The following is a 20184-nucleotide window of genomic DNA, read 5'->3' on the forward strand; positions in this document are numbered from 1 at the left end:
ATTAACTCCATTAGCTAAATAATAAGGCGCTCTCCCAGTTTGGGAGGGCGCTTTAGTTTTAATTCTGGGAGCGCACTTACTTGATAGTCTGGTAGTGTAAAAACAACTCACTTCCAACTTGACGAGTTTCGACGAGTTCCACATGAGGAGCGGCAGTGGAAATAAAACCTTCTCCCTCCACCGGGGTAGGAGCGTCCTTTCCTCCATAAATGACGGGCCAGATTGTTAACCACCAATCGTCAATTCGCCCAGCCTTTACTAGAGAAGCTGTTAAATAGCCGCCTCCCAAAGCAACGACCTTGTGAATACCCCGCTCTGCCATCAAGCTGTAGGCTCGATCCCAGTCCAGGTCTGTATCTCCCAAATCAATTAATTCAGCCAGTTTTTGCAAAGTTGTTGTATCAGAACTGCGTTCTAAACCAGCGCGTGTCGTAAATATCCATCGCTCAATGTCCTCGCTCAAAAAAGGAAAGTCCAGCGATAGGTCAAGGGAACCTGAGACAACGCAGACAATAGGCTGGCGAGACTGACCTCGAGCTTCACGCGCTGCTAACAATTCGGGATTGCGAATTGAAAAAACTACGTCTCCAGCCCGAATAGTCCCTGCTCCCACCAGGATTAGATCAGCAAATGAGACTTCGTACTCTACGTGTGCTTGATCGGCTGCATCGGCATTACCGCCTGCTTGAGGATCTACGGAGCTAATCTTTCCATCGATCGTCATGGCAAGAACTACAGTTGTTTGGATTGCTGACATGATTACGTTCTAACAGTTCTTTATAATTTTACCTTTTTGAATTCTTTGCCATGAATCCCCAGTGAGTTATTTTGAGCGAGGAATGAACCCGTCCTTAGCAAGATAATTCTGAATATCCTTAATCTCATTCCAGCAGCGATTAAATTTGTGATCAATAAGCTCATCGTGTCCATGTAGGCGATATTCGATCAGTTCTTTTTTGCTGCTGTATTCGGTAAGATGAATGTCTATTTTCTTATCAGTGGAAGCAATTCTAGCAATAATATTTGCTTCAACTTGGGCTAATCGGTAAATTGCTCCAATGACAGCAATCAGCCCCAAAATAATGGTGAGAGCATTACTAATATCAATTTTCATCTCTTTAAGGGCATCGGTTATTAAATTCAACGAAAGTGAATTTTAAAATCATCATCAAGAGTCCAAGGCATATCGTTAAATTCAGCTATTTGTTTCCATTCAATTAAATCGTCAAAAGTCAGCAATCCATCAGGATTGCCATCAATCACACTATCCCAAAGAAGCTTAAAAAATTGCCAGTCTTCATTAGAAATGTCTGATTTCATTTCTAGCCGAACAACAGCAACTTCTAATCTGTTTTTAATTGATTGCTCAGTTTTAGCTAAAATCATTTGATTGTAGCTCCGATTCTGAAGCATCTGAGCAATAAAACCCGAAATATTCGGCGAAGATACGGTATTAACTTCTTTGGAATCTATCAGATGTCCGTCTTTATATGTTTCAATTATTTCCATAATTAGCCAGCCCGAAACCAAAATAAAGGAACAATAGATTTAACTATCAGATTGTTAACTGGTGCAATACTCGGTAAAGCACCATACGGGACAGAACTTTGAGAGTAACAAAAATCATTGCTTACTGTTCCGGGTGCATCAGAACCCAAAAAATGCAAACCGCCAAAAAAACTATTTGAAACTTGAACGCTAGGGGTAAGAATGTTGCAGTTGGCCGCTAACCAATACCATCCAGCATTGAGAGATAAAGATATAATAGATTCCTTGAAACCCAAAGTACTTGTATCTAATTCTCCAGCATCTAATAAAAGGTTAGTTGGCAATCCATTAGAAGAATTATTATAAATTCCGATCCGGCTCAAGCTTCCCGCTCTAGTAGTACTACACCTAATGCCCAATCTATCTAAAAAGTGATTTCACCTTCTAGCTGAGGGGTTGATTCATTCCCGTGAATTTCAAAGTTGTATGGCTCTAAAAAATAAAGCTTTACTTGGGGTTTGAAAGTCCGCTCTGCTTGTACGTCAAACCAAGGAAGACCATATACAGGACGCTGTAATGCTTGAGCGCGTCCAATAGTAATTTCAAATAACCACATCCTCATTAAGGTCATAGTTGATGTGTCTGAATCCTTCATAAAGCAAGTATGCTTTAGTCTGGGCTTGGGATTACTTACATCATCATCTGGTTGATTTTTGAAATAAGCTTGAACGGCTTTGTTGTGTTCAAGCCTAACTATATCTTGAAGATTCTCCCATTCGTCAAAACCTTCTGGTAAAGGCATTATTCATCAGCCTCCTTATCTGAATCTGATATCGCTATTCCTGATGCACTAACTAATTTAGAAGCATCAGCCACGGCTTTAATCTTTGCCGCTTCTGGTGGCTGTGCGCCTTGTTTTGAAGCATCATTTTGACCTATCGACTTATTCAATTCATTTTTTAATTCTCCAATTTGAGTAATGTTTTGCTCTATGGAAACGACCTCAGAAGCTAGTTGATCTACTTGAGAAACAACATTAGTAACTCCTTCTATCGTGGTGAAAAACTTATTATGAAAGTTGGGCTGTGGATTGAACCAACGATAAGCACTTTCGCCGACTTCGCCCCATTTTTTCAAAGCATTTCCGATTAAAGCCACATAACTACCGACAACTTCTAGAGCGCTTAATATCGAATATCCGATTGATTGGAGTGCATTAAATATGTTTGCGGTTGCTTGATATATTCGATTAGCTTTTTTATATTCTGCTACTAATTCTGTGTAATTCTCTTCACCAAATATTGATTTAAAAAAGTTGGCAGTCCACTCAGAAACTATGCTACTGAAACCAGATTCTTCCCCTTTCTCATTCTTCCATTTAAATCCTGCTGCTTGGGATATGTTGTCAATGGCACCAAATAGAGTTTGAGCTAAATTATTAGACAGCATTAAACCATTGTGAAAAGTAGTAATTAGAGTCAAAATACTGATGACTCTATCTACTTGTAGTGTTTGCCATAATCTCGTAAAAGTAGCAGATAAGCCACCTGGCAATAAATCACCAAGTTTTGTATTGATTAATTCTAAAAGTGCCAATTGAGCAGCGTTTGCCCCAGCGTTAATTTTGTCTAGAATGTTCGCTGCATTTTGATTATTATTTTGATTGACTTTATCGGCAGAATTATCTATTGCTTTGCCAATACATCCTTGAGGCTGAGTAAGTTCACACACCGCGCCTTGGGTAGAGGCTTTTACTGCTGGAGATTTTGCGATCGCATCTGGCAAACCTTGGATTGCTGGCGTGAGTGCCGCAATCGCAGTTGCTATTGCCGTAAGTCGTTTTATCTGATCGTCGAAGTCTTTTTTGTTCGCCTCGTTATTTTCCGTTTGCTTCTTTTGTGCCGTCTCGTCTGGTGTCTCAGCAATTGGTGCTGTATTGACCTTTGGTGTCGGGCTAATTCCGTCCGGTGTTGGCAATGGTGGTGCCGTCAGTGGCAATCCCTTTGGTTGATTAATTGATAGCGTTAATGGATTTGGTATTAGAGGATTCGCTTTAAACCCTTCTGGTATCTTTCCGTCAATGTCAGTCCCGATTACGTTGCCTTGTGCGTCTAATGGCACTATAGAATCAGGGAACATCGCCGGAGCAACCGCACTTCCACCGCCAGCAGGTGATTCACCCGATACACCGATTGCATCAAAAGTCCTAGTGCGTGGAGAGGGGAAATCGTCAGGATCGGCAAAGGGTAGAGGTTGTGCAATATTTTGTATTGCTGGTAGCATTCCCCCGCCGTTCGATGGCGTTTGTGTCGGATTAGGCAGGTAGCTAGGTGCTAATCCACCATGACCAGGGAAATAGGGTGAATTGCTATTCGGCAGATTATTGCCCGGTAACGTTGGAGCAACATCCCTCCTGGGGTATGTCGGTTGCCCTTCCGATGGACGACCAGATGGTATTGCATTATCGGAATTTAATGGTGATTCATTGTAATATCCGGGGTGATTATCTGGGGGCGGTGCTGGGATTACAGGGGCAGGAATAACGTCCGGTTCTCCGTCCATCCGCGAACATTCAAGCTTTAGCCAGCGAGCCTTATCATCGCCCAATTCAAGCTCTGTGTCGCCATTATTGACAACGAGGACGGTGTTAAAAGTTCCGTCGTCTCTGACCTTTTTTTCTTTAAAGCCTTTGATAACACCACGTTGATTTATAAAAGTTCTTGTTTCAGTGACAGTACCTTCGGAATTATATTTTGCAATAAAAATTCGATAGTACACGCCTTTTAATTGCCCTCCAATAAAAGGGACTGCACCCACTGGATCGTATCTGGGCGTACCAGTAGATGGTATTTGTTGAGCAAAGAACATATCTGATATGAAGCCGCCAATCAGACCTCCAATAGCACCACCGACTAATCCCAAGAGTGGACCACCAACGGCGCTACCAACAACAAAGCCGATACCAGCACCAATTTGACCAGCAGCAGCACCAGCAGCAGCCTGTTGCACAGATTGACCGTGTACGACACGATTAGCGAAATCTATACCGCCGAATACACCGGGCACAACGAGCCTGCCTGCTGCTTGTGGCAAAGCACGTGGCAGTGCTTCGAGTAATCCAACGCCAACGCCAGCAGGTATCGCCTCCGCAAGAGTGCCCGTTGCAGGGCGTGCAGTCGGTTCTACTAAAGGACTAGCTCTTGCGGCTGTTCCCTTGGTCGTTGGCGGCGGCTCACCAGTAGACGGTGGTGATTGTTGAGCGTTATTACTGGATGGAGCCTGGAATCTCGATTCATAATCCCTGCTAGATACCGTTGGCTGTTCTATCGGACTGTTGCGAGTTTTTTGTAATGCTTGGTTTCTCGCTATTTCCCTCTCCCTTAACGCCTGCTCTCGTTGTGCCTGCGCTTCCTGTTGCTCGTTGAACAGCGACTGCCTGCGGACTTCCTCGCTTCTGTTAAATGCTTGTTCTAACGCCGATTGATTTGTGGAAGGTGGTTTGGCTGATAAGTTTTCGAGAGGAATATTTAACGGCGTGGCAGTCGGGGGACGTTGATTCAATCCGCCATACATATCAGCGTTACTGTAATCAAGTGAAGCAAATTGTATAGGGTTGAGATCGCCGGGCATAATCTTGGATCCTATTGGTTTTATCGGCGCGTCAATTAGTTGGCTTTAAAAGACGCTGGCAACCCTGTATTGGATAATGGCTGTACATACGTCCACTGCTTATTTGAACCACTAAGAGCATCGGCTTATACTTCTAGCGATGTACGTGTAATTAATCTTGTTTTCGCATCTGCCGCTACCCAGAATCTACCGCTTTGTGCGGCACGTTCCGTATACCCAATACCTTCGATTACGGTGAGCGTGGGGTTTATAGCGAACAATGCAGCACCACTCCACGCATGGAGTTTTTCAAGGGTGTCAATTTGTGATGGAATATCAGTTGCGATATTTATTGCTGTCATTTTGAAGAGATTTTTAAGTAACCACTCTTCAGTTTTATTAGCCAAACAAAAATAAGTAAATGTTCCACTTTTATGTAAAACCGGAAGTTTTACGGACGACGCTAAACTATTGCTGTGATTACGATTGATGCGTATTTAGGTAATACCTGAAAAATAAAAACTTCCAGATTAACACCTCACAATGGTTAATCCAGAAGTCAGATCATCAAAATAATTCTATGAAAAACAACCGCAACGGACAAGCGGCAGTTTTTACGGCTAAGGAATATTCTCGAATCCGTAATAACATCCACAGCCAAAAATACAAATTGCTTTTAGACTTGGCATGGTTCACAGGCGAAAGGTGGGGGGCACTGGTGCAAATGAAGATTGCGGATCTTTACGATGCTGAGGACAACCCACTCAAGTTGATTACTTTTCGGGCGCGAACTCGCAAGGCTGTAGGTGGGAAAAAGAAAGTTCAGAAAACGAGACAAGTACCAGTACACCCAACTCTTCATGAAGCTTTGAAAGCCTATAAAAGAGAAGATCCAGAATCGGAGTGGCTATTTCCTTCCAAAAGAAGCTACACCGAAGGAGAAATCAGTAAGCACATCAGTCTGAGATATGCGGATATGGTGTTTCGGGAAGCAGTGCAAAAAGCTGGCTTGGAGAGCCGAGGACTAAGCACTCATTCCAGCCGCCGGAGCTTTGTAACCCATTTGGCTCGTAACGGTGTGTCGCTAAGAATTATTCAAAAGCTATTGGGATATACGGATTTGAAGATGTTGGCGGTTTACATCGATGTGAATGATGCCGATCTTGAGGGCGCGATCGCAACTCTATGAACGCCAAACTTCTATTCCTACAAATTGAGATATTCTTCGACCGCTTGCAGCAAGGGGAATACGACCATCCTTTGTATTTGGCGATGGCTCTGGAGAATCTTGCTTCTCAGGCGTGGGATGAAGTCGATCAAGTTTATCCAGACTTGTGACAAACGACAGTTGGGGCGGATAAGCTCGAACCAGTAGATGCTACTACTCACAGAATAATGCAACAACTGCGATCGCCTCCGGCGGGCGGGTACGCCATCGCTTACTTGCTCACAAGGCGATCGCTTTTTATTGGACATTGGGGAATGGGCATTGGGGAGAGGGGGGAGCAGGGAGTAGCGATTGCAATTAGAGTAAAAACGCTGTATCCTGCCTTGACACAGGCCTTTCAAGAAACAGATATGCCGAAGCCACCGGGGAAGAATAACACCAGCTGGCAACCAGCTTGGAACAATGGCAAGACCAGAACTATCCGCGTACCAGTCGCACTGGCAGAACAAATTTTAGAATATGCTTATGCGATTGACTCTGGTCTAGTGATGGATCAACAGATGATTTTACGGGTTATTGACTCTTTTGTAGAATCCAGAATTGCCCAGTTTCACCCCAATCAGTACAGCCGGACTGGATCAACCACTAGTCGACGTTGGGATGAACTGAGGAGATTCAGAGATACGGTTGCGATCGCAAATGACCACACCAGGAGTGGATTAACTCTTCAATCTGACTCGGTGATAGCCCCTCGCTAATCGCAATTTCCACATCTGCCTTTTTGCGCTTGGCGATGACGCTATTCACACTACCCAAGTAGAGCCGGTTAATCTTCCTGCCAGTCATCCAACAATACCGAAAATACCAATATTTATTACCAGACCGCTCTACCCAGTACCGCTCTACCCAATGGATATCGTGTTGGGGGGCAGATTTTTTAGTATCAGTTGCAACTTGCTCCCCAACACTTTTACACGGGGACTCTGACTCTGCAATTTGCCCCCCAACACTATGACTATCAAGTGCTGCAGTTTCGAGTTCATCCCAGAACGGATCGTAAGCGTAAACAGAACTATCTACAGTCTTGGTGAAAGCTTCTAAATCAAAAAGCGTGGGTTGATTCATAATCACTACTAGGTTATTTAGTCACTGCTTCCACTGGAGGCAGTTTTTTATGGACTTGTTTTCTAGTAATCCCTTGGGAGCTTACTAGGGAACCAAGATTTCAAAGTTTCGATAAATCCAGATAAACTAAACTGTTCATCTTCCCAGTAACAGTCACATAAGCAATTAATTAACCATCCTTGAGGATTGTTAATTGCTTGATGTCCACCACGAAGAATAAAGTGGTTTAAAGCTTTGCGGATATCTGAAATATCAAATTTAAAGAGATGTCTAGTTGTTCGTTTATTGGGGTCAAAGTATATTTGGTACTCAGCACAAGCTGTAAGTATCTCGTGTTGCAATTCTTTCTCCTCAAATTCGGCTGTGGTTGGAGTAAGACTATTGCTACTGCTGTTAACCCTCTGTTCGGCATTAGTATCATTTGAGGGGGATGAATTGTAACTAGAGTTATGGTTATGTAACTTTTTTTCTCGCGGTTTTTTGGGTGGATTTAACCATGTGACAGGTCTTACAAGTAACTTGGTTATCTTCCAAGAATATTGTTTAATTACTTGTAAAACACGACATGATACCAGTATTTCAAATATCTTTTTGAGGTAATTATGTGAGTATCCTTTACCTCTTGACTTTGCGACTGTGGCGTTAAATTCTGATAAGTCTGGCTCAATCTCCGTGCCTATATAGCCTTGCCGCATTAGCCACTGCCAGAGAGTTTTTGCGGCGGGTGGAATATGATGTTTGTAACAGTATGCGTCGTGTTCTTCCGTCCACGGAAGATTGTTTTTAAATGAGTTTTCTGTCATGATATTGTTAGTTATTCTCACAGAGAGCCACCACGATCGCTAAATCTCCGGTGGCTTTTTGGTTTTTTTTAGTTAGTCGATCGAGACATACACAACACCGGCTCCATCGCATTCGCTACAAGGTTCTGTGTATTCATTACCATCCTCGTCGTCGTCGGCAACTTCGCCGCCGCCACAGGCATAACATTCTATTTCTTCAAGTGTCAGACCCACTTCGTAACCTTCTACTTGCCCACTTGTGAATACCTGAGTCTTTTTCTTTGGTTTGTGATTAGTCATTTGTCATTAGTCATTAAGAAAGCTGCACCCCGATCGCATTTCTCCTCACACTCACCGCGATCGCTAAAACAAAACCGCCCTAGCCACAGTGGGCAGGACGGTTCATGGATCATCTTCAGTAATTAAATTATTTACTTCTTTTTCAAGCAGTTCACAGGCTTTCAAGAAATCAGCTTCGTTTTCCTTGTTTTCGTTAAGCCTAGCCTCTAGTCTTCCCCTGTGTGCGTGTACATAGGCTAGATGAGCTTGCTTTATAAGCCTGAGACTGTCAAGGACTTTCGTAGCATCAATTTCTCCTCTGGTGAGAAGGAGTTCGACTTGAGTAAAGAGACTTTCCCCTGAGCTATTGCTCTGATTAGATCCGATCTGGTCATCTTCATTTCGTCGGCCTTCTTCTTGAACTCCTCCCACTCGGTAGTTGGAATCCTTACTGTTGCGTTTATTGCTGGCTCTTCCTCTGACATTTTCCTCTTTCGTCCCATCTATTTCTTGACTCATGCTCATGATTGCCTTCCTATTTTACACGTGATTTTGAGGGGTTGACAAAATTATAACTTACGTAAAAAATGATACCAATGGAGTTTTTCACGTTAATTATAATTGTGAATACGCTCTACTCGCTCCCCCCTGCCATCTTGCAGGGCATCCCATTAAACCGGAGCAAGCACCCGCGCCACATACAGCGCGGAAACACCCTTTTTATCACCAGCGAACTGAGCGCGGTAACGAGTTTGCCGCGCGGTGATATTTTGATGTCTGCACACTTAACCCTAAAAACCAGATGACAACCACAGTTTTAGAACTGATTGAAAACCTAAAGCACTACCCTGGTGCGACAAAGCTAAACATCAAAGATGTTGATGATGAGGAATTTGCGATCGTTGATTTCAAGTCTTTTGATGACGGCGTGACCATCATCGTCGGCGAGAAGGGATACGAGGATGACGAGGAGGAGGAAATCTAACTATTGAAAAAGCGACCGATACCGTCCGAAGGGAGCGATCGCCAAATCTAGTATTTAACCAAGGAGATTGTACCAATGTCGAAGCCGCTAGGCTACTACACCAATCACACCCCAGGCGAAGAATCACTTCTTGCGACATTGCAGGATAACTATGGTGCAGCATTCGAGAAAATCAGCAAGCGAGAAAAGCTGGTTATTCTCACCGTCCTGGCATCACACATCGGCTGTCATTTAGTTGGTGATTGTCGGGCCGAAATATTCACCATTTCCAAGCAGATGACAGAACAGATGACTATCGCAGACCTTGCAGGAATCATGGAAGCGATTATCAATCAAATCCGCTGGGGTCAAAACTTTGTCGTTCAGGAGAACTCGCCTATGGAATAACCACTCCAAGTTTATTACTGTCAATGGATTATAAGGTTACACCAGCGTAGGCGTAACAATTCTCGCGCTGGTGTTTTTTTACACAATTTGGAATTTGAAATCATGACTTACCGCGATGAAATTAGGCCGTGGGCAATTTTTCAACGTCTGCCCAATGGTGATAGCAAATGCATTTACCGATTCAAGAGTCGAACAGATGCAGATGCTTGCACAAGTATCCTTCGCCAGGGAGGGGGAAAGTTTGAGGTAGTTTTCGATCAAACCCAGGGAGTTACCCAAGGATAGCTTAATTTTTTTGCGATCGCGTTAACGCACCGCGATCGCTTTTTAAAATCGATTCCAACAAGTAAAAAATATCACATAACCATGAAAACAAAAACCATAACTTATAAGCGGATACTCAATTTAGGGAATTACGAATCCAAGCAGTTAGAGGAGTGCGTTGAAATATCAACTCGAATACACAGGAAATGAGCCAATACAGCCTAGTCCGACATTTGGTATCCTTCCTGTTTCTGCCGAAGAAGCGGACGATTTTTAATTTTTAGCGATCGCGTAAAACATCATGACTAAACATGACACTTGGGTGAAACTCAAGCCCGGTAATCCATACGAGTCAGTCTTAGACCTGTTCCCGGAAGGCAAAATACCCGTGCGCGATCCGTTTCCCCTGGAGCGAACCACGCACGATGGTAAACAGGTTCCACTGTGGATCATTGACTTAGACCGACTCAGCACCATACAAGCGGGGGCCCTCGCTCGACTGATTGCCAGCCATCGAGGTGCTGAAGTTGATGAAGTAGCACAGGAAGCCGAAAGCAAAGGTGGGTTTGCAATGTCCGATGGCTGGATTGAATCAATGAACTGTGATGCTGAAGGGTTCCAGCGCTCAAAGGAACTCGCCAACTTTTTTGAAACTGCACCACAGCCACCGTCTGCTAGGGCTTGGCAGGAATTTTACAACAGCCAGCACGAGCGCTGGATTGAAGGGGATGAAGTGCCGCCGCCAATTAACTCCATCGAGGACGTTGACCCGCGCCTCAGAACTCCAGAGCTTGAGCGTGCTTTCCAGATGAAGAAAATTGAGAGTGCGATCGCAGCCGGTAACTACTCAGTAATGGATGTTCTCACGGGTCGAGCAATGACTGACGTTCTTAATGAAATTGACCCGGAAAATTCATATTCGCTAGTTGGTGATGATGACGATTTTGATGAGGATGAAATTTATGAATAATCAAATTTTAGAAGATATACCCCAACCAGATCCAGCATGGGATTATTACTTGACTTATCACACATTATTAAAAGCCAAGTCTAGACTCGATAAATTAATTAATGAAATTTCGGAGTTTGAAGAAGCAAGTGTGACACAAGATGAATATTTTGAGGAACAGTTATTAAAAATTCTCAAAACCTTAAGCTCAACGTTGCCAAAAATAGAGACTGAGTAACCGCCTGATGAATCGCAATTGCGATCGCGCAACAATTGCGCGGGCTACCTGAGGGGGTAGCCGAAACGGTGGCATCGTTGCCACCGTCGCGGGTTGTGTCCAAAGCACCCGTCCCACTGTTTCTAGGGAGTGGGGCGTTAGCCATGAATGGCACACCATACGGGGTGTTTAACTATTCAAGCGCACCCTCCCTAGAGCTACCGGGCTAAACCCAGCGTTAAGAGTGAATCGCGCCCCTCTTTTGGTGGGGTGTTAGGGGATTCAAGCGTACAAACTGGGCTTTTCAATTATTCGTGGTAGGAACACGAATTTTAAATAACCCCAATTAGCAAACAGAACCATGACAATTGAATCGATTAGATCCTTGGGAGTTGATGTTAGTAAGTCAAGCGTAACTTGCCATATTTTAACACAATATCCCGTAGGTGGATTGAAGACCTATTGGCAAAAGAACAGGACTAAAGCTAATACTTTATTCCCTAGTTTCTACTCTAGTCCCAAGCATAAAAGTAAGCAGAAATCAGCTTTTGATTTTGCTGATTACGTCATAGAGAATAAACCTGATGTAGCTATCCTTGAGCCAACAGGGAATCACTACTCAAGGCTTTGGGCGAGAATTCTGGAAAGCTTAGAAATTAAAATTCTTTGGGTTGGTCACATTGAGTTACGTCGCTACCGTGGGGGTAAGAACTTACCCAACAAATCTGACGAAGCTGACGCTTTAGCTATGGCTGCCTACGCTGTAGATCAGGAGAATTATTTAGAAACTGGCGAACTTAACCCCCGCCAGTTTCTAATGCACCGTCCACAGCTAATTGATGAACTGCGCGAACTAGTACAACAACTTGAACACCTTAACCGTGTTCAGTCACCGATCATTAACTACACTCGCCAAACCCTAGCTTGGCAGTTCCCAGAGAAAGCACACAGCAAAACTGAAAGCACCAAGCTGGGCAATGTTCCACCTCTGTGGGGTTGGTTAGCCGAAAGGAAGCTGCAAGTACACCCACCAAGTTACAAATCGATATCCAGACAGTACGAACAATCGGCGGCGGTGCAATTTTGCCTGGAGATAGATCCAACTGTTCGGCTACATGCTGGCTGGCTTTGCGACATTGACATCGAGGAGCAGCGACTAGAAACTAAACTCAAGTCGCTGGTCAATGATGAGCAGTTCAAAGCTTATAACCAGATTTTCGACCAATTTAATTTTGGTCTGAGGATTCGCGCTAGGTTGCTGAGTCGGATCTATCCGTTTGAAGCGTTTCTCAGCAGCGATGGTAAACAGTTGACTGAGCGAGAAGTGAGGGAAGTTAAGAAAAAACAAGTCACTCGTGAAAATGGTAAATCTGTGGTGAAATTCCTACCTGGGGACATCAAACGGGTCAAGCGCAACCGTTCGCGTGATGCTTTTAAGCTTAGGCTGGGTATGGGAACAGTCCTGGAGCAATCTGGCGACAAGTTAGTTGAAAAAGGAGCCGGCAGCGCCCTTTGCCGCATGAACTTTTGGCAGTACGTGATCGCGAAAATTGAAGTCGATGGGCGGCTGCCGGATAATCCGATAGGCAACGAGATTGCTGTTTACAAGGAAACGCTCAAAAAGAATGTTGACGGTTCAGGTAAGCAGATGCTAAACGGCAAACACTTACAAAATAAGCTGATGTCTAAGGTTGCCAACCTTCTGTTTCGGGAGTTATCAAGAGCGATCGCAAAATCATGAACCTACCACCACAGCTAACAGACTGCAAAATTAAATGTCCTTTTTGCAGTGATGAGTTTGACTCTAGCGAATTACGCGAAAACTTTAAGTTCAAAGAAGTGCCAAGTGTGAATACTTATGGCTGGCTGTGTTGCAACCTTTGTGAAGCAGCGATTACAGAACTAGAAGAATTAGAAGAGTTTCACTACTAAGATCGTAACCCTGATGCTAAACCCCTACAGTAATGTAGGGGTTGTTAAAATCCCTCAATAGTTTAGAGTGAATAGTTATTACATTGTGCTTTAAATCACTTTCCAAGCTATGACTTAAGGTGGTAAAAGAATTGTTGTTGGATGATTGCCTCTACGCAAGAGTCATTTTTTTTACCCTAACAGATTGTCATGCCCAAACACATATCTGCAATTGTATTTGTCTTAATTTTAACTTTGGGGTTTGTATCTCTCGTTCAAGCTGCAACTCCCCGTTCAACTTGAGTGGAGAATGAAATTTACCAATACAACCATCCCTTTGCTTCTTAATTGCCTCAAGAATTGGCAACAAAAATGCGCAGTTCCAGGTCTGCTGCCAACTTCAGTTTACGGAAATAACCAAGGGGTGCGAGTTACAATCCCCACGAAAGCGATTTGTTACTAGCTGAAAATCTTTCTTTTTGGTTATTGTTTGCGTAAGTCCAAATCAAGTAGTCGATGAAATTTTATAAGCATTGCTCCAATGAATTCACCTGCCGCACATCCGCTAATTGATGAGGTGACATTAACGACGGTTGTCCGTCGTATACTCGACAGTAAAACTGCCACTTTGGTTCAATGGCACGCTGAAGCGATCGCTCACCATATTATTAATAATGTCACAGCCGGTTTGCAGCGCATTACTGGTATTGCTAACAATGGCAGCGAACAATTATCTTGGTCGGTAATTCTGAAGATTTTGCACCTACAACCAAAGAATGCTGGCTCTATTTTCAATTCCTCTCAAGACCTCACACACTGGAATTACTGGCAGCGTGAGGCGTTGATATATACATCAGGAATCCTCGATAATCTGACTTGCGACTTAGTAGCCCCTCGTTGCTTCGGGATTACAGAGCCGTCTGCTAATGTCGTCTGGCTGTGGCTAGAGGATATTCAGGGCAGTCCTGGCAGCACTTGGCCCTTGGAACGCTTTGGTGTAGCGGCCTGTCACCTTGGCTATTTGCAAGGAAGCTATCTAATGGGGCAATCATTACCTTTTGAGCCTTGGCTAAGTCGTGACTGGCATCGAGCATGGGTATCCAATATCGATAATACTGCTTTAGAAGCGTGGCGAGAACCTACTGTATGGCAAAACTCGCTTCTAAAAGAGATATTTTCCCCAGATATCGGCGATCGCGTGATGGACTTGTGGAGCGATCGCCACATCCTTCTCGATGCTGTGGACAAAGCACCCCATACACTCTGCCACTTTGATATTACGCCCAACAACTTGTTTTCTCGACGTAAAGCAGATGGCGATGACCAGACTGTTCTCATCGATTGGTCTTTTGTTGGCTATGGTGTCTTAGGAGAAGACATCATAAATCTGGTGCTGGACAGCGTTTTCTTATTGTTTGTCGATGGTTCATCACTGATACCCCTGGAAAAACTTGTGCTTGAGGGTTACTTAACGGGGTTGCGTTCTGCTGGATGGAATGGGGATGAGCGTGTGGTGCGCTTTACATATGCTGCTGTAGCGGCACTTCATTTTGGTCTAATAGCAGGGAGGTTGTTAAAGCTAGTACAAAACGAATCTCGTCATAGCTGGCTTGAGCAGCGCTTTGGGCGAACTTTTGACGAGATTATCACATCCAGAGCGATCGCCATTACTCATGCATTAGAACTGGCAGACGAAGCCCGATTATTGCTTCCTTCGCTTTTTGTAATTAATTAACATTATTGAGTGGTTCAAGCCCCTCGCTTATATTGCGCGACAAGTTTTGCGGTGAGGTTAAATCCCCAGACGCTCGCGGACTCGCTCTAAGCGAAGCCATGCCGAAGGCTTTACGCTTCTCTACGAGACGCTGCGCGAACGCTAATGCAACCCCTAATTACGAATTACGTTAGCGAAGCGGGGCGTAGCCCATTACGAATTACGAATTACGAATTACGAATTATCTTAATTTCCTTTCTCAATAATTCGGGAATCTGAGAAGGGCGTTCAGCTACTGGAACTTCCGCTTCTTTTAAAGCGGCTAATTTACTTTGGGCTGTCCCAAAGTTAGGATCGCGTCCGATAACCGTTGCTAGAGTACCAGTTTGCCGCCAAGTTTTTCCTGGTGGCGCTTGTCTACCTGCAATGTAAGCAATTACTGGTTTATCAATTGCCTCAGCAATATACCGGGCTGCTGCTTCTTCACTACCACCACCAGGTTGACCGACTAAAACGATCGCCTCTGTAGTTTCATCCTCATCCAAAATTTGCAACCATTGGAGAAAGGAGGAACCGACGATCGCATCACTACCAATACTGACACTAATCGACTGCCCCAAACCTGCTTTTGTTAATTCGTAAGCAACTTCGTAGGTGAGAGTGCTACTACGACTAACAATCCCCACTGCCCCAGGGGTATAAAACTCGCTAGGTTGAGTTCCCAAAAGAATTTTTCCCGGCACAATGATCCCCGGACTGTTAGGCCCGATTACCAAAGTTTCACAGGCTTCGGCTTTGCGGAGTAATTGCACCATATCCAAAGGTGGCACGCCAGCAGTGATAATAATGATCTGGCTAATCTGAGATGCGATCGCTTCTAATGCCGCATCTAGCACGTCGTAAGGATCTACACAGATAATTGTTGTGTCAATTACCCCAAATTGTTCTATTACCTCCTCTACTAAGTCAAATACTGGCAGTCCATGCAGTTCCTGTCCGCCACATCCCGGATTGACACCTGCTACCAAATTCGTACCATAAGCTTGCATTTGAGCAACATGAGTGCCTGATATAAATTCACAAAAGCCTTGAATTAATACTTTACTTTCTGGTGTTAGGTTCATAAAAAAATACCGTAAGTTTGACAACCCAGTGAGTTAGGCCACGAGGCGGGGGGCAGGGGGAGATGAGGGGGATAAGGGAGACAAAGAAGATAAGGGGGAATTATTGAATAAATCTCTCCCTTGCCCCTCTGCCTTTTGTGCCCAATACTTCGACTTACCTCGACTTCGCTCGGCACAAGTCGCTCAGTACAAGTGCCCAATGCCCAACAATATATTTACGTGGTAAAAATTAATAATTTTTGATTTGGAACAAAATCACAGTCACTAAGTAAGTTGGCGCGAAAAAACCCAAGTATGTTACGAAACGTAAATAGACTTAAAGCCCTTACTAATGACCAATGACAAATGACAGCCTTTGCCAGTTAGCTTTAATTGCGCCCACCTACTTACTTTTTATTAGCAGTTGGTTTAGCAAGACGAACTGCTGCCGCTACTGCCTCATCTAAATTTTCCACCACGAGTAGCGCATCGCTATGGGTTTTTAGTGTTGCTAAATATTTTCTAGCAGCATTAAATTCAGAACCAGCAAGACGGACAACTAAGGGTGTAAAATTCCGTGCTTGCCGACTTTTATTACCATTAGAACGTACAACTTGTGATTCAAGTTCGCTGTTGTCTTGCTGCACAACTCTGGCTATAACTTCAGCCACTTCCTCAGTTTGAGGAATACTACCCAGAAAATTAATTAGTATTACTTGAATGCTTTTGTCAGCTTCCAGGATTTTCAGACCTGTCTCTAGGCGATCGCGGAAGGTAGTTGGTGTAGTATCTGTGAGGAAAGCATGACGTAGATTTAAACAAACACCTGGATTGCCACCAGCATTAGCGACTAAATCTAAAGTTGCCATTACTGAACCAGTACCATTGCCTAAAATACCAATTTTTCCGTGCATTTTTACACCATCCCAGTCACCCAAAATGCCATTAATTTCAGTACTGGTGTGACGGCTGATAATTTTTGCTGCCATCTCAGCCAGGTCTGGATGACGCTTGATTGCCCGTTCATTGATCCTGACTTTACCATTGAGAGCCATAACTTGACCATTAGCACTGACTGCCAAGGGATTTATTTCGACTAAATCCAGGTCTTTTTGCACAAATAAGTGGTACATCTTCTCCAAAACGCTGCTTACCGACTGCATCAGCGTTCCTTGTAAACCCATTTTCAAAGCCAGTCTTCGGGCATAAAATGGCGAAAATTCCTGTTCCACGACAACATGGTGCATTTTTTCTCCCGCAGATTCCCAATCGATGTCTGCTTCTTTACAACCTAAAAGTACTGGTCGGCAGACAGCAGTATCTAAAACCACTGCTAGATAAAATTCCTGGTTCGCGTCGTATTGGGATTCTGCCAGCACAACTTCTGGCAATTCGCCCCATATTGGTAGACTAAAGATATTTTGAGCAGCTGCGATCGCATCAATTGTCGTTTCGGCAAACCTGACTCCACCCGCTTTTGCCCGTTCTGCTCCATGTACTTGAGATTTTAGTACAATTGGAAAGCGAATTTTTAAACGCTTCAAATCTGTAGGATGGTCAATCCGTTGGGACGGCAAGACCGGAATGCCTATCTTCCCAAACCATTCTTTAACTTGATACTCTAATAAATCCATTGATACACCTTGTATTGACACTTTGCAAGCTTGTAGTGAGTGCTGTCTTAATATTTTGCAGCACTTTTATTTAAAAATTAAGCTTTTGGCAGCTATAAAAATTTCTTTTTCACGGATCAATTTTATCGAACTCAGCAAATGAGGCACATTAATTTTGATAGCTAACCTGTTTGTGCTATAGCCACAACACGTAATTAATCTCCTCAGTAAGTTTCCCAGCATAGAAGATAACTACCATTTCTGTCAAAAGCCTCTAACCTAGTATCGTTTCCTTAACCTTTGGATAAATTTGTCACAACTACTCTGCAACTATAATTTTGCAGAGTACTAGCTACTGTAAATTTAACTGTCGCAAAATAATGCAGTGAAAATACTCAAACATCCTATTATTCCCATTTTTTATTTGTAATTTATATCTGAAGACAGATTATTTAACTTTGCATCTACTGATGTGAAAATGTAGCGCTGCGAACAATAATTGCTTTTTTAATTTTTGGTTAAAAGTCAGAATTTGTGTTAGAAAGTTGGTCGTTCAGATTTTCAGGCTGTGGTTGGTTAAACTGTGCATTTGCATTCAACAAATCTAAAAAGTTCATTTCATCCTCTTAAAAATAATCAAAACAATATAGAAGTTGAGCGGGAAAGCTCTATGAAAGTAGCAGTCCAGCAGGAAGATTTACAGTTTTTAGCCAAAACTTTGCAGGAGCAATTGCTTGTAGAAGTTTCATCGGCTGAAGTCTTCGAGGTTAAGTGTGCCGTTAATAAAGACGGGCTAATGATTTTAACGCAACATGAATTAGATGTAATAGTTGATACTCAGATAATCTTTACAGTAATTGAGGAAGTACTTCAGTCTCTAGCACCCCACAAAGAGCAGCGAGTGCAATGTTTCCTCAGAGTTTTTGGCGAACAACTCCCTTATGCCAAATGTTTCTTGGCTTTGAATCAGACGGGGAGATGGGGAGATGGGGGGATGGGGGAAGATGAGGGAGCAGGGGGAGCAGGGGGAGAGGAGGGGCAATACTTTTATCCCATTTATTCATCTGCTCTGACCTATTCTCCATCACTTGATGAGACTGAGGAAAAGGAACCGTTTGACCCGTTTGCAAATGCGCCAAATTTGCCGGCTTCAAAGCCAGGATTCCAAGTCAAACCGATCTTACTGGGTGCAGCCTTGGTGGGAATTATCGTCTTAGGCGGTGGTGCTTACTTATTGACTCGGACTTGTGTAATGTCTGAGTGTAAAGAAATACAAAATGCCGCAAAATTAAAAACAAAATCTCCACAACTGATGCGTCGTGCTAAGTCTGAACAAGAATTAGTAACTGTACAACAGCAACTTGCGGCAGCTAGTACAGCCCTGAATGCAATTCCTAGTTGGTCGCCCCGTTCCCAGGTGTCAGAAGAACTAAAAGCAAGTTTGTCTGGACGGTCAGAAAAAATCAACCAGGTGGTCAAGGCTTTGCAGACGGCATCTTTGGCGACACAACAAGTTCAAACTCCTGCACATAGTCTAGAGGAATTACAAGCTAGGCAACACTTATGGCGACAGGCTATAGCACCACTAGAAACTATAAGTCCCGACAGTGAACTCTATGGGCTAGTGCAAGCGAAATTACTTAATTATCGAGTTCGTTTGCACGCTGTAAATCAGCAGATATTTACTGAGGAAAAATGGCTAAAAAAACTAACAGCAGCAAAGGCTGTAGCTAGTGCTGCCGAAAAGCAAGAAAGTACTGCTAAATCTTTGAATGATTGGCAAAAGGTGCGGTCTACTTGGCTGGTGGCGATTAATGCTTTGAATAGTATTCCCTTAACTAGCGCTAGATACCAAGAAGCTGAAAAGCTGTTGGTAGATTATAAATCTAAACTGGTGGCGGCACGCGATCGCGCGACTAAGGAACAATTAGCTGTTAAAACCTACCAACAAGTTATTAGCACCGCCAAGCAAGCCAAGGTTTATGAGCAACAAAACCAATGGCAAGCAGCCGCGACATACTGGGATCAGGCTTTGCAAACTGTTAAAAAAGTTTCCCAAGATAGCTTGTACTACACTCAAGCTCAGTCCCTTATCGAACCTTATTCAACAGCTCTCAAACAAGCACAAGAAAAAGTACAAGTTGTTAGTAGTTTGCAACAAACCCGCACTGACTTAGATAAAACCTGTATTAATGAAATTCAGATTTGTACCTTTAGCATAGACAATGCAGGAATTATTGTCCGGTTAACTTCTGAGTATGACCAAGTAAGAAAAAATAACTTGGCTAATCCTTATTCTGAGAATTCTAGTACTGCTATTGATATTAGCAATCACTTGCAAATCTTACGAGAAGCTCTAGCTGTAATTAGTGACAATGCCAACCTGTCCCTTTTTCTTTATGATTCTCAAGGTCAGGTAATTTATACTCGGACTTTGGGTGGGTAAGTAAAAAAGTTATACAACTTCTTTGTGATGCACATAATTCACTCACCGGCTATCGCCGTTCCTCTTTGCTAAGGGGGGCAAAAACCTCTTAAAGTCCTCCAATTTATCGGAGGATTTAGCACCCTACATTTAAGTTTTTTAACA

26 protein-coding genes are annotated in these 20184 nt (G+C 43.5%); 12 read left to right on the top strand and 14 right to left on the bottom strand.

The genetic code is table 11. The annotated features are described in order from the left end of the window. Positions 1-76: 76 nt before the first annotated feature. The 7 genes from HWQ36_RS01365 to HWQ36_RS01395 form a co-directional block, all read right to left on the bottom strand. The gene (locus HWQ36_RS01365) at positions 77-757 is read right to left on the bottom strand and encodes a RibD family protein (RefSeq protein ID WP_292697303.1); all 681 of its coding nucleotides are present in this window, start codon (positions 755-757) and stop codon (positions 77-79) included. 66 nt (positions 758-823) lie between these two features. Further along, a complete protein-coding gene (locus HWQ36_RS01370; RefSeq protein WP_292697304.1) occupies positions 824-1114 on the bottom strand; it encodes a hypothetical protein in 291 nt (96 codons plus the stop codon). Positions 1115-1140: 26 nt separating this feature from the next. After that, positions 1141-1509: a hypothetical protein gene (locus tag HWQ36_RS01375; RefSeq protein WP_292697305.1), complete on the bottom strand. Its 369-nt coding sequence runs from the start codon at positions 1507-1509 to the stop codon at positions 1141-1143. A 2-nt stretch (positions 1510-1511) separates the two neighbouring features. Then, a complete protein-coding gene (locus HWQ36_RS01380) occupies positions 1512-1871 on the bottom strand; it encodes a hypothetical protein (protein WP_292697306.1) in 360 nt (119 codons plus the stop codon). A gap of 41 nt (positions 1872-1912) precedes the next feature. Further along, positions 1913-2290, bottom strand: a complete 378-nt coding sequence (locus tag HWQ36_RS01385; protein WP_292697307.1) for a hypothetical protein — start codon at positions 2288-2290, stop codon at positions 1913-1915. Further along, positions 2290-5118: a hypothetical protein gene (locus HWQ36_RS01390; RefSeq protein ID WP_292697308.1), complete on the bottom strand. Its 2829-nt coding sequence runs from the start codon at positions 5116-5118 to the stop codon at positions 2290-2292. Before HWQ36_RS01390 ends, HWQ36_RS01385 begins: the two co-directional genes overlap by 1 nt. A gap of 125 nt (positions 5119-5243) precedes the next feature. Next, entirely contained in the window at positions 5244-5459 is a 216-nt protein-coding gene (locus HWQ36_RS01395; RefSeq protein ID WP_292697310.1) for a glucose-6-phosphate dehydrogenase, read from the bottom strand. Positions 5460-5677: 218 nt separating this feature from the next. Here HWQ36_RS01395 and HWQ36_RS01400 point away from each other — a divergent pair, with 218 nt between their 5' ends. From HWQ36_RS01400 to HWQ36_RS01410, 3 genes are read left to right on the top strand one after another with little or no spacing between them, the layout of a single operon-like run. Further along, complete coding sequence (locus tag HWQ36_RS01400; protein WP_292697312.1) at positions 5678-6286, top strand: tyrosine-type recombinase/integrase; 609 nt, start codon at positions 5678-5680, stop codon at positions 6284-6286. Then, the gene (locus HWQ36_RS01405; RefSeq protein WP_292697314.1) at positions 6283-6435 is read left to right on the top strand and encodes a hypothetical protein; all 153 of its coding nucleotides are present in this window, start codon (positions 6283-6285) and stop codon (positions 6433-6435) included. Before HWQ36_RS01400 ends, HWQ36_RS01405 begins: the two co-directional genes overlap by 4 nt. 57 nt (positions 6436-6492) lie before the next feature. Next, entirely contained in the window at positions 6493-7023 is a 531-nt protein-coding gene (locus HWQ36_RS01410) for a hypothetical protein (RefSeq protein ID WP_292697315.1), read from the top strand. On the opposite strand, the gene HWQ36_RS01415 is transcribed toward HWQ36_RS01410, so the two are convergent. From HWQ36_RS01415 to HWQ36_RS01430, 4 genes are all read right to left on the bottom strand, one after another. Continuing rightward, entirely contained in the window at positions 6941-7390 is a 450-nt protein-coding gene (locus tag HWQ36_RS01415) for a DUF4102 domain-containing protein (protein WP_292697316.1), read from the bottom strand. The genes HWQ36_RS01410 and HWQ36_RS01415 overlap by 83 nt on opposite strands. 62 nt (positions 7391-7452) lie before the next feature. Further along, the gene (locus HWQ36_RS01420; RefSeq protein WP_292697318.1) at positions 7453-8193 is read right to left on the bottom strand and encodes a hypothetical protein; all 741 of its coding nucleotides are present in this window, start codon (positions 8191-8193) and stop codon (positions 7453-7455) included. Between the two features lie 72 nt (positions 8194-8265). Then, the gene (locus tag HWQ36_RS01425; RefSeq protein WP_292697320.1) at positions 8266-8472 is read right to left on the bottom strand and encodes a hypothetical protein; all 207 of its coding nucleotides are present in this window, start codon (positions 8470-8472) and stop codon (positions 8266-8268) included. Positions 8473-8574: 102 nt separating this feature from the next. After that, positions 8575-8976 (bottom strand): hypothetical protein, encoded by a 402-nt coding sequence (locus HWQ36_RS01430; RefSeq protein WP_292697322.1) that lies wholly within the window; start codon positions 8974-8976, stop codon positions 8575-8577. Between the two features lie 277 nt (positions 8977-9253). Between HWQ36_RS01430 and HWQ36_RS01435 the strand changes: the two genes are divergently transcribed. From HWQ36_RS01435 to HWQ36_RS01455, 5 genes are all read left to right on the top strand, one after another. Continuing rightward, positions 9254-9436, top strand: coding sequence for a hypothetical protein (locus tag HWQ36_RS01435; RefSeq protein ID WP_292697324.1), 183 nt, complete (start codon positions 9254-9256; stop codon positions 9434-9436). Between the two features lie 75 nt (positions 9437-9511). Continuing rightward, the gene (locus HWQ36_RS01440) at positions 9512-9823 is read left to right on the top strand and encodes a hypothetical protein (protein ID WP_292697326.1); all 312 of its coding nucleotides are present in this window, start codon (positions 9512-9514) and stop codon (positions 9821-9823) included. Between the two features lie 102 nt (positions 9824-9925). After that, positions 9926-10108 (top strand): hypothetical protein, encoded by a 183-nt coding sequence (locus tag HWQ36_RS01445; RefSeq protein ID WP_292697328.1) that lies wholly within the window; start codon positions 9926-9928, stop codon positions 10106-10108. A gap of 280 nt (positions 10109-10388) precedes the next feature. Further along, positions 10389-11057: a hypothetical protein gene (locus HWQ36_RS01450; protein WP_292697330.1), complete on the top strand. Its 669-nt coding sequence runs from the start codon at positions 10389-10391 to the stop codon at positions 11055-11057. Further along, entirely contained in the window at positions 11050-11274 is a 225-nt protein-coding gene (locus HWQ36_RS01455) for a hypothetical protein (RefSeq protein ID WP_292697332.1), read from the top strand. The genes HWQ36_RS01450 and HWQ36_RS01455 overlap by 8 nt, the downstream gene beginning before the upstream one ends. Here the strand turns inward: HWQ36_RS01455 and HWQ36_RS01460 are convergent. Then, positions 11245-11433 (bottom strand): hypothetical protein, encoded by a 189-nt coding sequence (locus tag HWQ36_RS01460; protein WP_292697334.1) that lies wholly within the window; start codon positions 11431-11433, stop codon positions 11245-11247. The genes HWQ36_RS01455 and HWQ36_RS01460 overlap by 30 nt on opposite strands. A 181-nt stretch (positions 11434-11614) precedes the next feature. On the opposite strand from HWQ36_RS01460, the gene HWQ36_RS01465 reads away from it, so the two are divergent. The 3 genes from HWQ36_RS01465 to HWQ36_RS01475 all read left to right on the top strand — a co-directional run bounded on the left by HWQ36_RS01465 (position 11615) and on the right by HWQ36_RS01475 (position 14899). Further along, positions 11615-12994: a transposase gene (locus HWQ36_RS01465; RefSeq protein WP_292697336.1), complete on the top strand. Its 1380-nt coding sequence runs from the start codon at positions 11615-11617 to the stop codon at positions 12992-12994. Continuing rightward, positions 12991-13185 carry a hypothetical protein gene (locus HWQ36_RS01470; RefSeq protein WP_292697338.1) on the top strand — a complete coding sequence of 65 codons (195 nt, stop codon included), beginning with the start codon at positions 12991-12993 and terminating at the stop codon, positions 13183-13185. Before HWQ36_RS01465 ends, HWQ36_RS01470 begins: the two co-directional genes overlap by 4 nt. Positions 13186-13705: 520 nt before the next feature. Beyond that, complete coding sequence (locus HWQ36_RS01475) at positions 13706-14899, top strand: phosphotransferase (RefSeq protein WP_292697340.1); 1194 nt, start codon at positions 13706-13708, stop codon at positions 14897-14899. Between the two features lie 206 nt (positions 14900-15105). On the opposite strand, the gene HWQ36_RS01480 is transcribed toward HWQ36_RS01475, so the two are convergent. Together HWQ36_RS01480 and HWQ36_RS01485 are read right to left on the bottom strand one after the other, a co-directional pair. Continuing rightward, a complete protein-coding gene (locus tag HWQ36_RS01480) occupies positions 15106-16002 on the bottom strand; it encodes a CoA-binding protein (protein ID WP_292697342.1) in 897 nt (298 codons plus the stop codon). Between the two features lie 386 nt (positions 16003-16388). Further along, on the bottom strand, positions 16389-17615 hold the full coding sequence (locus HWQ36_RS01485; RefSeq protein WP_292697344.1) for a succinate--CoA ligase subunit beta: 1227 nt from the start codon (positions 17613-17615) through the stop codon (positions 16389-16391). A gap of 649 nt (positions 17616-18264) precedes the next feature. On the opposite strand from HWQ36_RS01485, the gene HWQ36_RS01490 reads away from it, so the two are divergent. Then, positions 18265-20040, top strand: coding sequence for a hypothetical protein (locus HWQ36_RS01490; protein ID WP_292697345.1), 1776 nt, complete (start codon positions 18265-18267; stop codon positions 20038-20040). Positions 20041-20184 lie beyond the last annotated feature (144 nt).

The organism is Nostoc sp. NMS2 (assembly GCF_017115105.1).
In the GTDB taxonomy this organism is placed as follows: domain Bacteria; phylum Cyanobacteriota; class Cyanobacteriia; order Cyanobacteriales; family Nostocaceae; genus Nostoc.

Excerpts from the sequence above, each read along its gene's own strand:
- HWQ36_RS01475 (WP_292697340.1), top strand. The coding sequence starts at position 13,706 with ATGAATTCACCTGCCGCACATCCGCTAATTGATGAGGTGACATTAACG.
- HWQ36_RS01395 (WP_292697310.1), bottom strand. The coding sequence starts at position 5,459 with ATGACAGCAATAAATATCGCAACTGATATTCCATCACAAATTGACACC.
- HWQ36_RS01410 (WP_292697315.1), top strand. The coding sequence starts at position 6,493 with ATGCAACAACTGCGATCGCCTCCGGCGGGCGGGTACGCCATCGCTTAC.
- HWQ36_RS01400 (WP_292697312.1), top strand. The coding sequence starts at position 5,678 with ATGAAAAACAACCGCAACGGACAAGCGGCAGTTTTTACGGCTAAGGAA.
- HWQ36_RS01490 (WP_292697345.1), top strand. The coding sequence starts at position 18,265 with ATGAAAGTAGCAGTCCAGCAGGAAGATTTACAGTTTTTAGCCAAAACT.
- HWQ36_RS01420 (WP_292697318.1), bottom strand. The coding sequence starts at position 8,193 with ATGACAGAAAACTCATTTAAAAACAATCTTCCGTGGACGGAAGAACAC.
- HWQ36_RS01450 (WP_292697330.1), top strand. The coding sequence starts at position 10,389 with ATGACTAAACATGACACTTGGGTGAAACTCAAGCCCGGTAATCCATAC.
- HWQ36_RS01445 (WP_292697328.1), top strand. The coding sequence starts at position 9,926 with ATGACTTACCGCGATGAAATTAGGCCGTGGGCAATTTTTCAACGTCTG.
- HWQ36_RS01465 (WP_292697336.1), top strand. The coding sequence starts at position 11,615 with ATGACAATTGAATCGATTAGATCCTTGGGAGTTGATGTTAGTAAGTCA.
- HWQ36_RS01480 (WP_292697342.1), bottom strand. The coding sequence starts at position 16,002 with ATGAACCTAACACCAGAAAGTAAAGTATTAATTCAAGGCTTTTGTGAA.
- HWQ36_RS01470 (WP_292697338.1), top strand. The coding sequence starts at position 12,991 with ATGAACCTACCACCACAGCTAACAGACTGCAAAATTAAATGTCCTTTT.
- HWQ36_RS01390 (WP_292697308.1), bottom strand. The coding sequence starts at position 5,118 with ATGCCCGGCGATCTCAACCCTATACAATTTGCTTCACTTGATTACAGT.
- HWQ36_RS01375 (WP_292697305.1), bottom strand. The coding sequence starts at position 1,509 with ATGGAAATAATTGAAACATATAAAGACGGACATCTGATAGATTCCAAA.
- HWQ36_RS01460 (WP_292697334.1), bottom strand. The coding sequence starts at position 11,433 with ATGGTGTGCCATTCATGGCTAACGCCCCACTCCCTAGAAACAGTGGGA.
- HWQ36_RS01425 (WP_292697320.1), bottom strand. The coding sequence starts at position 8,472 with ATGACTAATCACAAACCAAAGAAAAAGACTCAGGTATTCACAAGTGGG.
- HWQ36_RS01405 (WP_292697314.1), top strand. The coding sequence starts at position 6,283 with ATGAACGCCAAACTTCTATTCCTACAAATTGAGATATTCTTCGACCGC.
- HWQ36_RS01485 (WP_292697344.1), bottom strand. The coding sequence starts at position 17,615 with ATGGATTTATTAGAGTATCAAGTTAAAGAATGGTTTGGGAAGATAGGC.
- HWQ36_RS01440 (WP_292697326.1), top strand. The coding sequence starts at position 9,512 with ATGTCGAAGCCGCTAGGCTACTACACCAATCACACCCCAGGCGAAGAA.
- HWQ36_RS01430 (WP_292697322.1), bottom strand. The coding sequence starts at position 8,976 with ATGAGCATGAGTCAAGAAATAGATGGGACGAAAGAGGAAAATGTCAGA.
- HWQ36_RS01370 (WP_292697304.1), bottom strand. The coding sequence starts at position 1,114 with ATGAAAATTGATATTAGTAATGCTCTCACCATTATTTTGGGGCTGATT.
- HWQ36_RS01365 (WP_292697303.1), bottom strand. The coding sequence starts at position 757 with ATGTCAGCAATCCAAACAACTGTAGTTCTTGCCATGACGATCGATGGA.
- HWQ36_RS01385 (WP_292697307.1), bottom strand. The coding sequence starts at position 2,290 with ATGCCTTTACCAGAAGGTTTTGACGAATGGGAGAATCTTCAAGATATA.
- HWQ36_RS01455 (WP_292697332.1), top strand. The coding sequence starts at position 11,050 with ATGAATAATCAAATTTTAGAAGATATACCCCAACCAGATCCAGCATGG.
- HWQ36_RS01415 (WP_292697316.1), bottom strand. The coding sequence starts at position 7,390 with ATGAATCAACCCACGCTTTTTGATTTAGAAGCTTTCACCAAGACTGTA.
- HWQ36_RS01435 (WP_292697324.1), top strand. The coding sequence starts at position 9,254 with ATGACAACCACAGTTTTAGAACTGATTGAAAACCTAAAGCACTACCCT.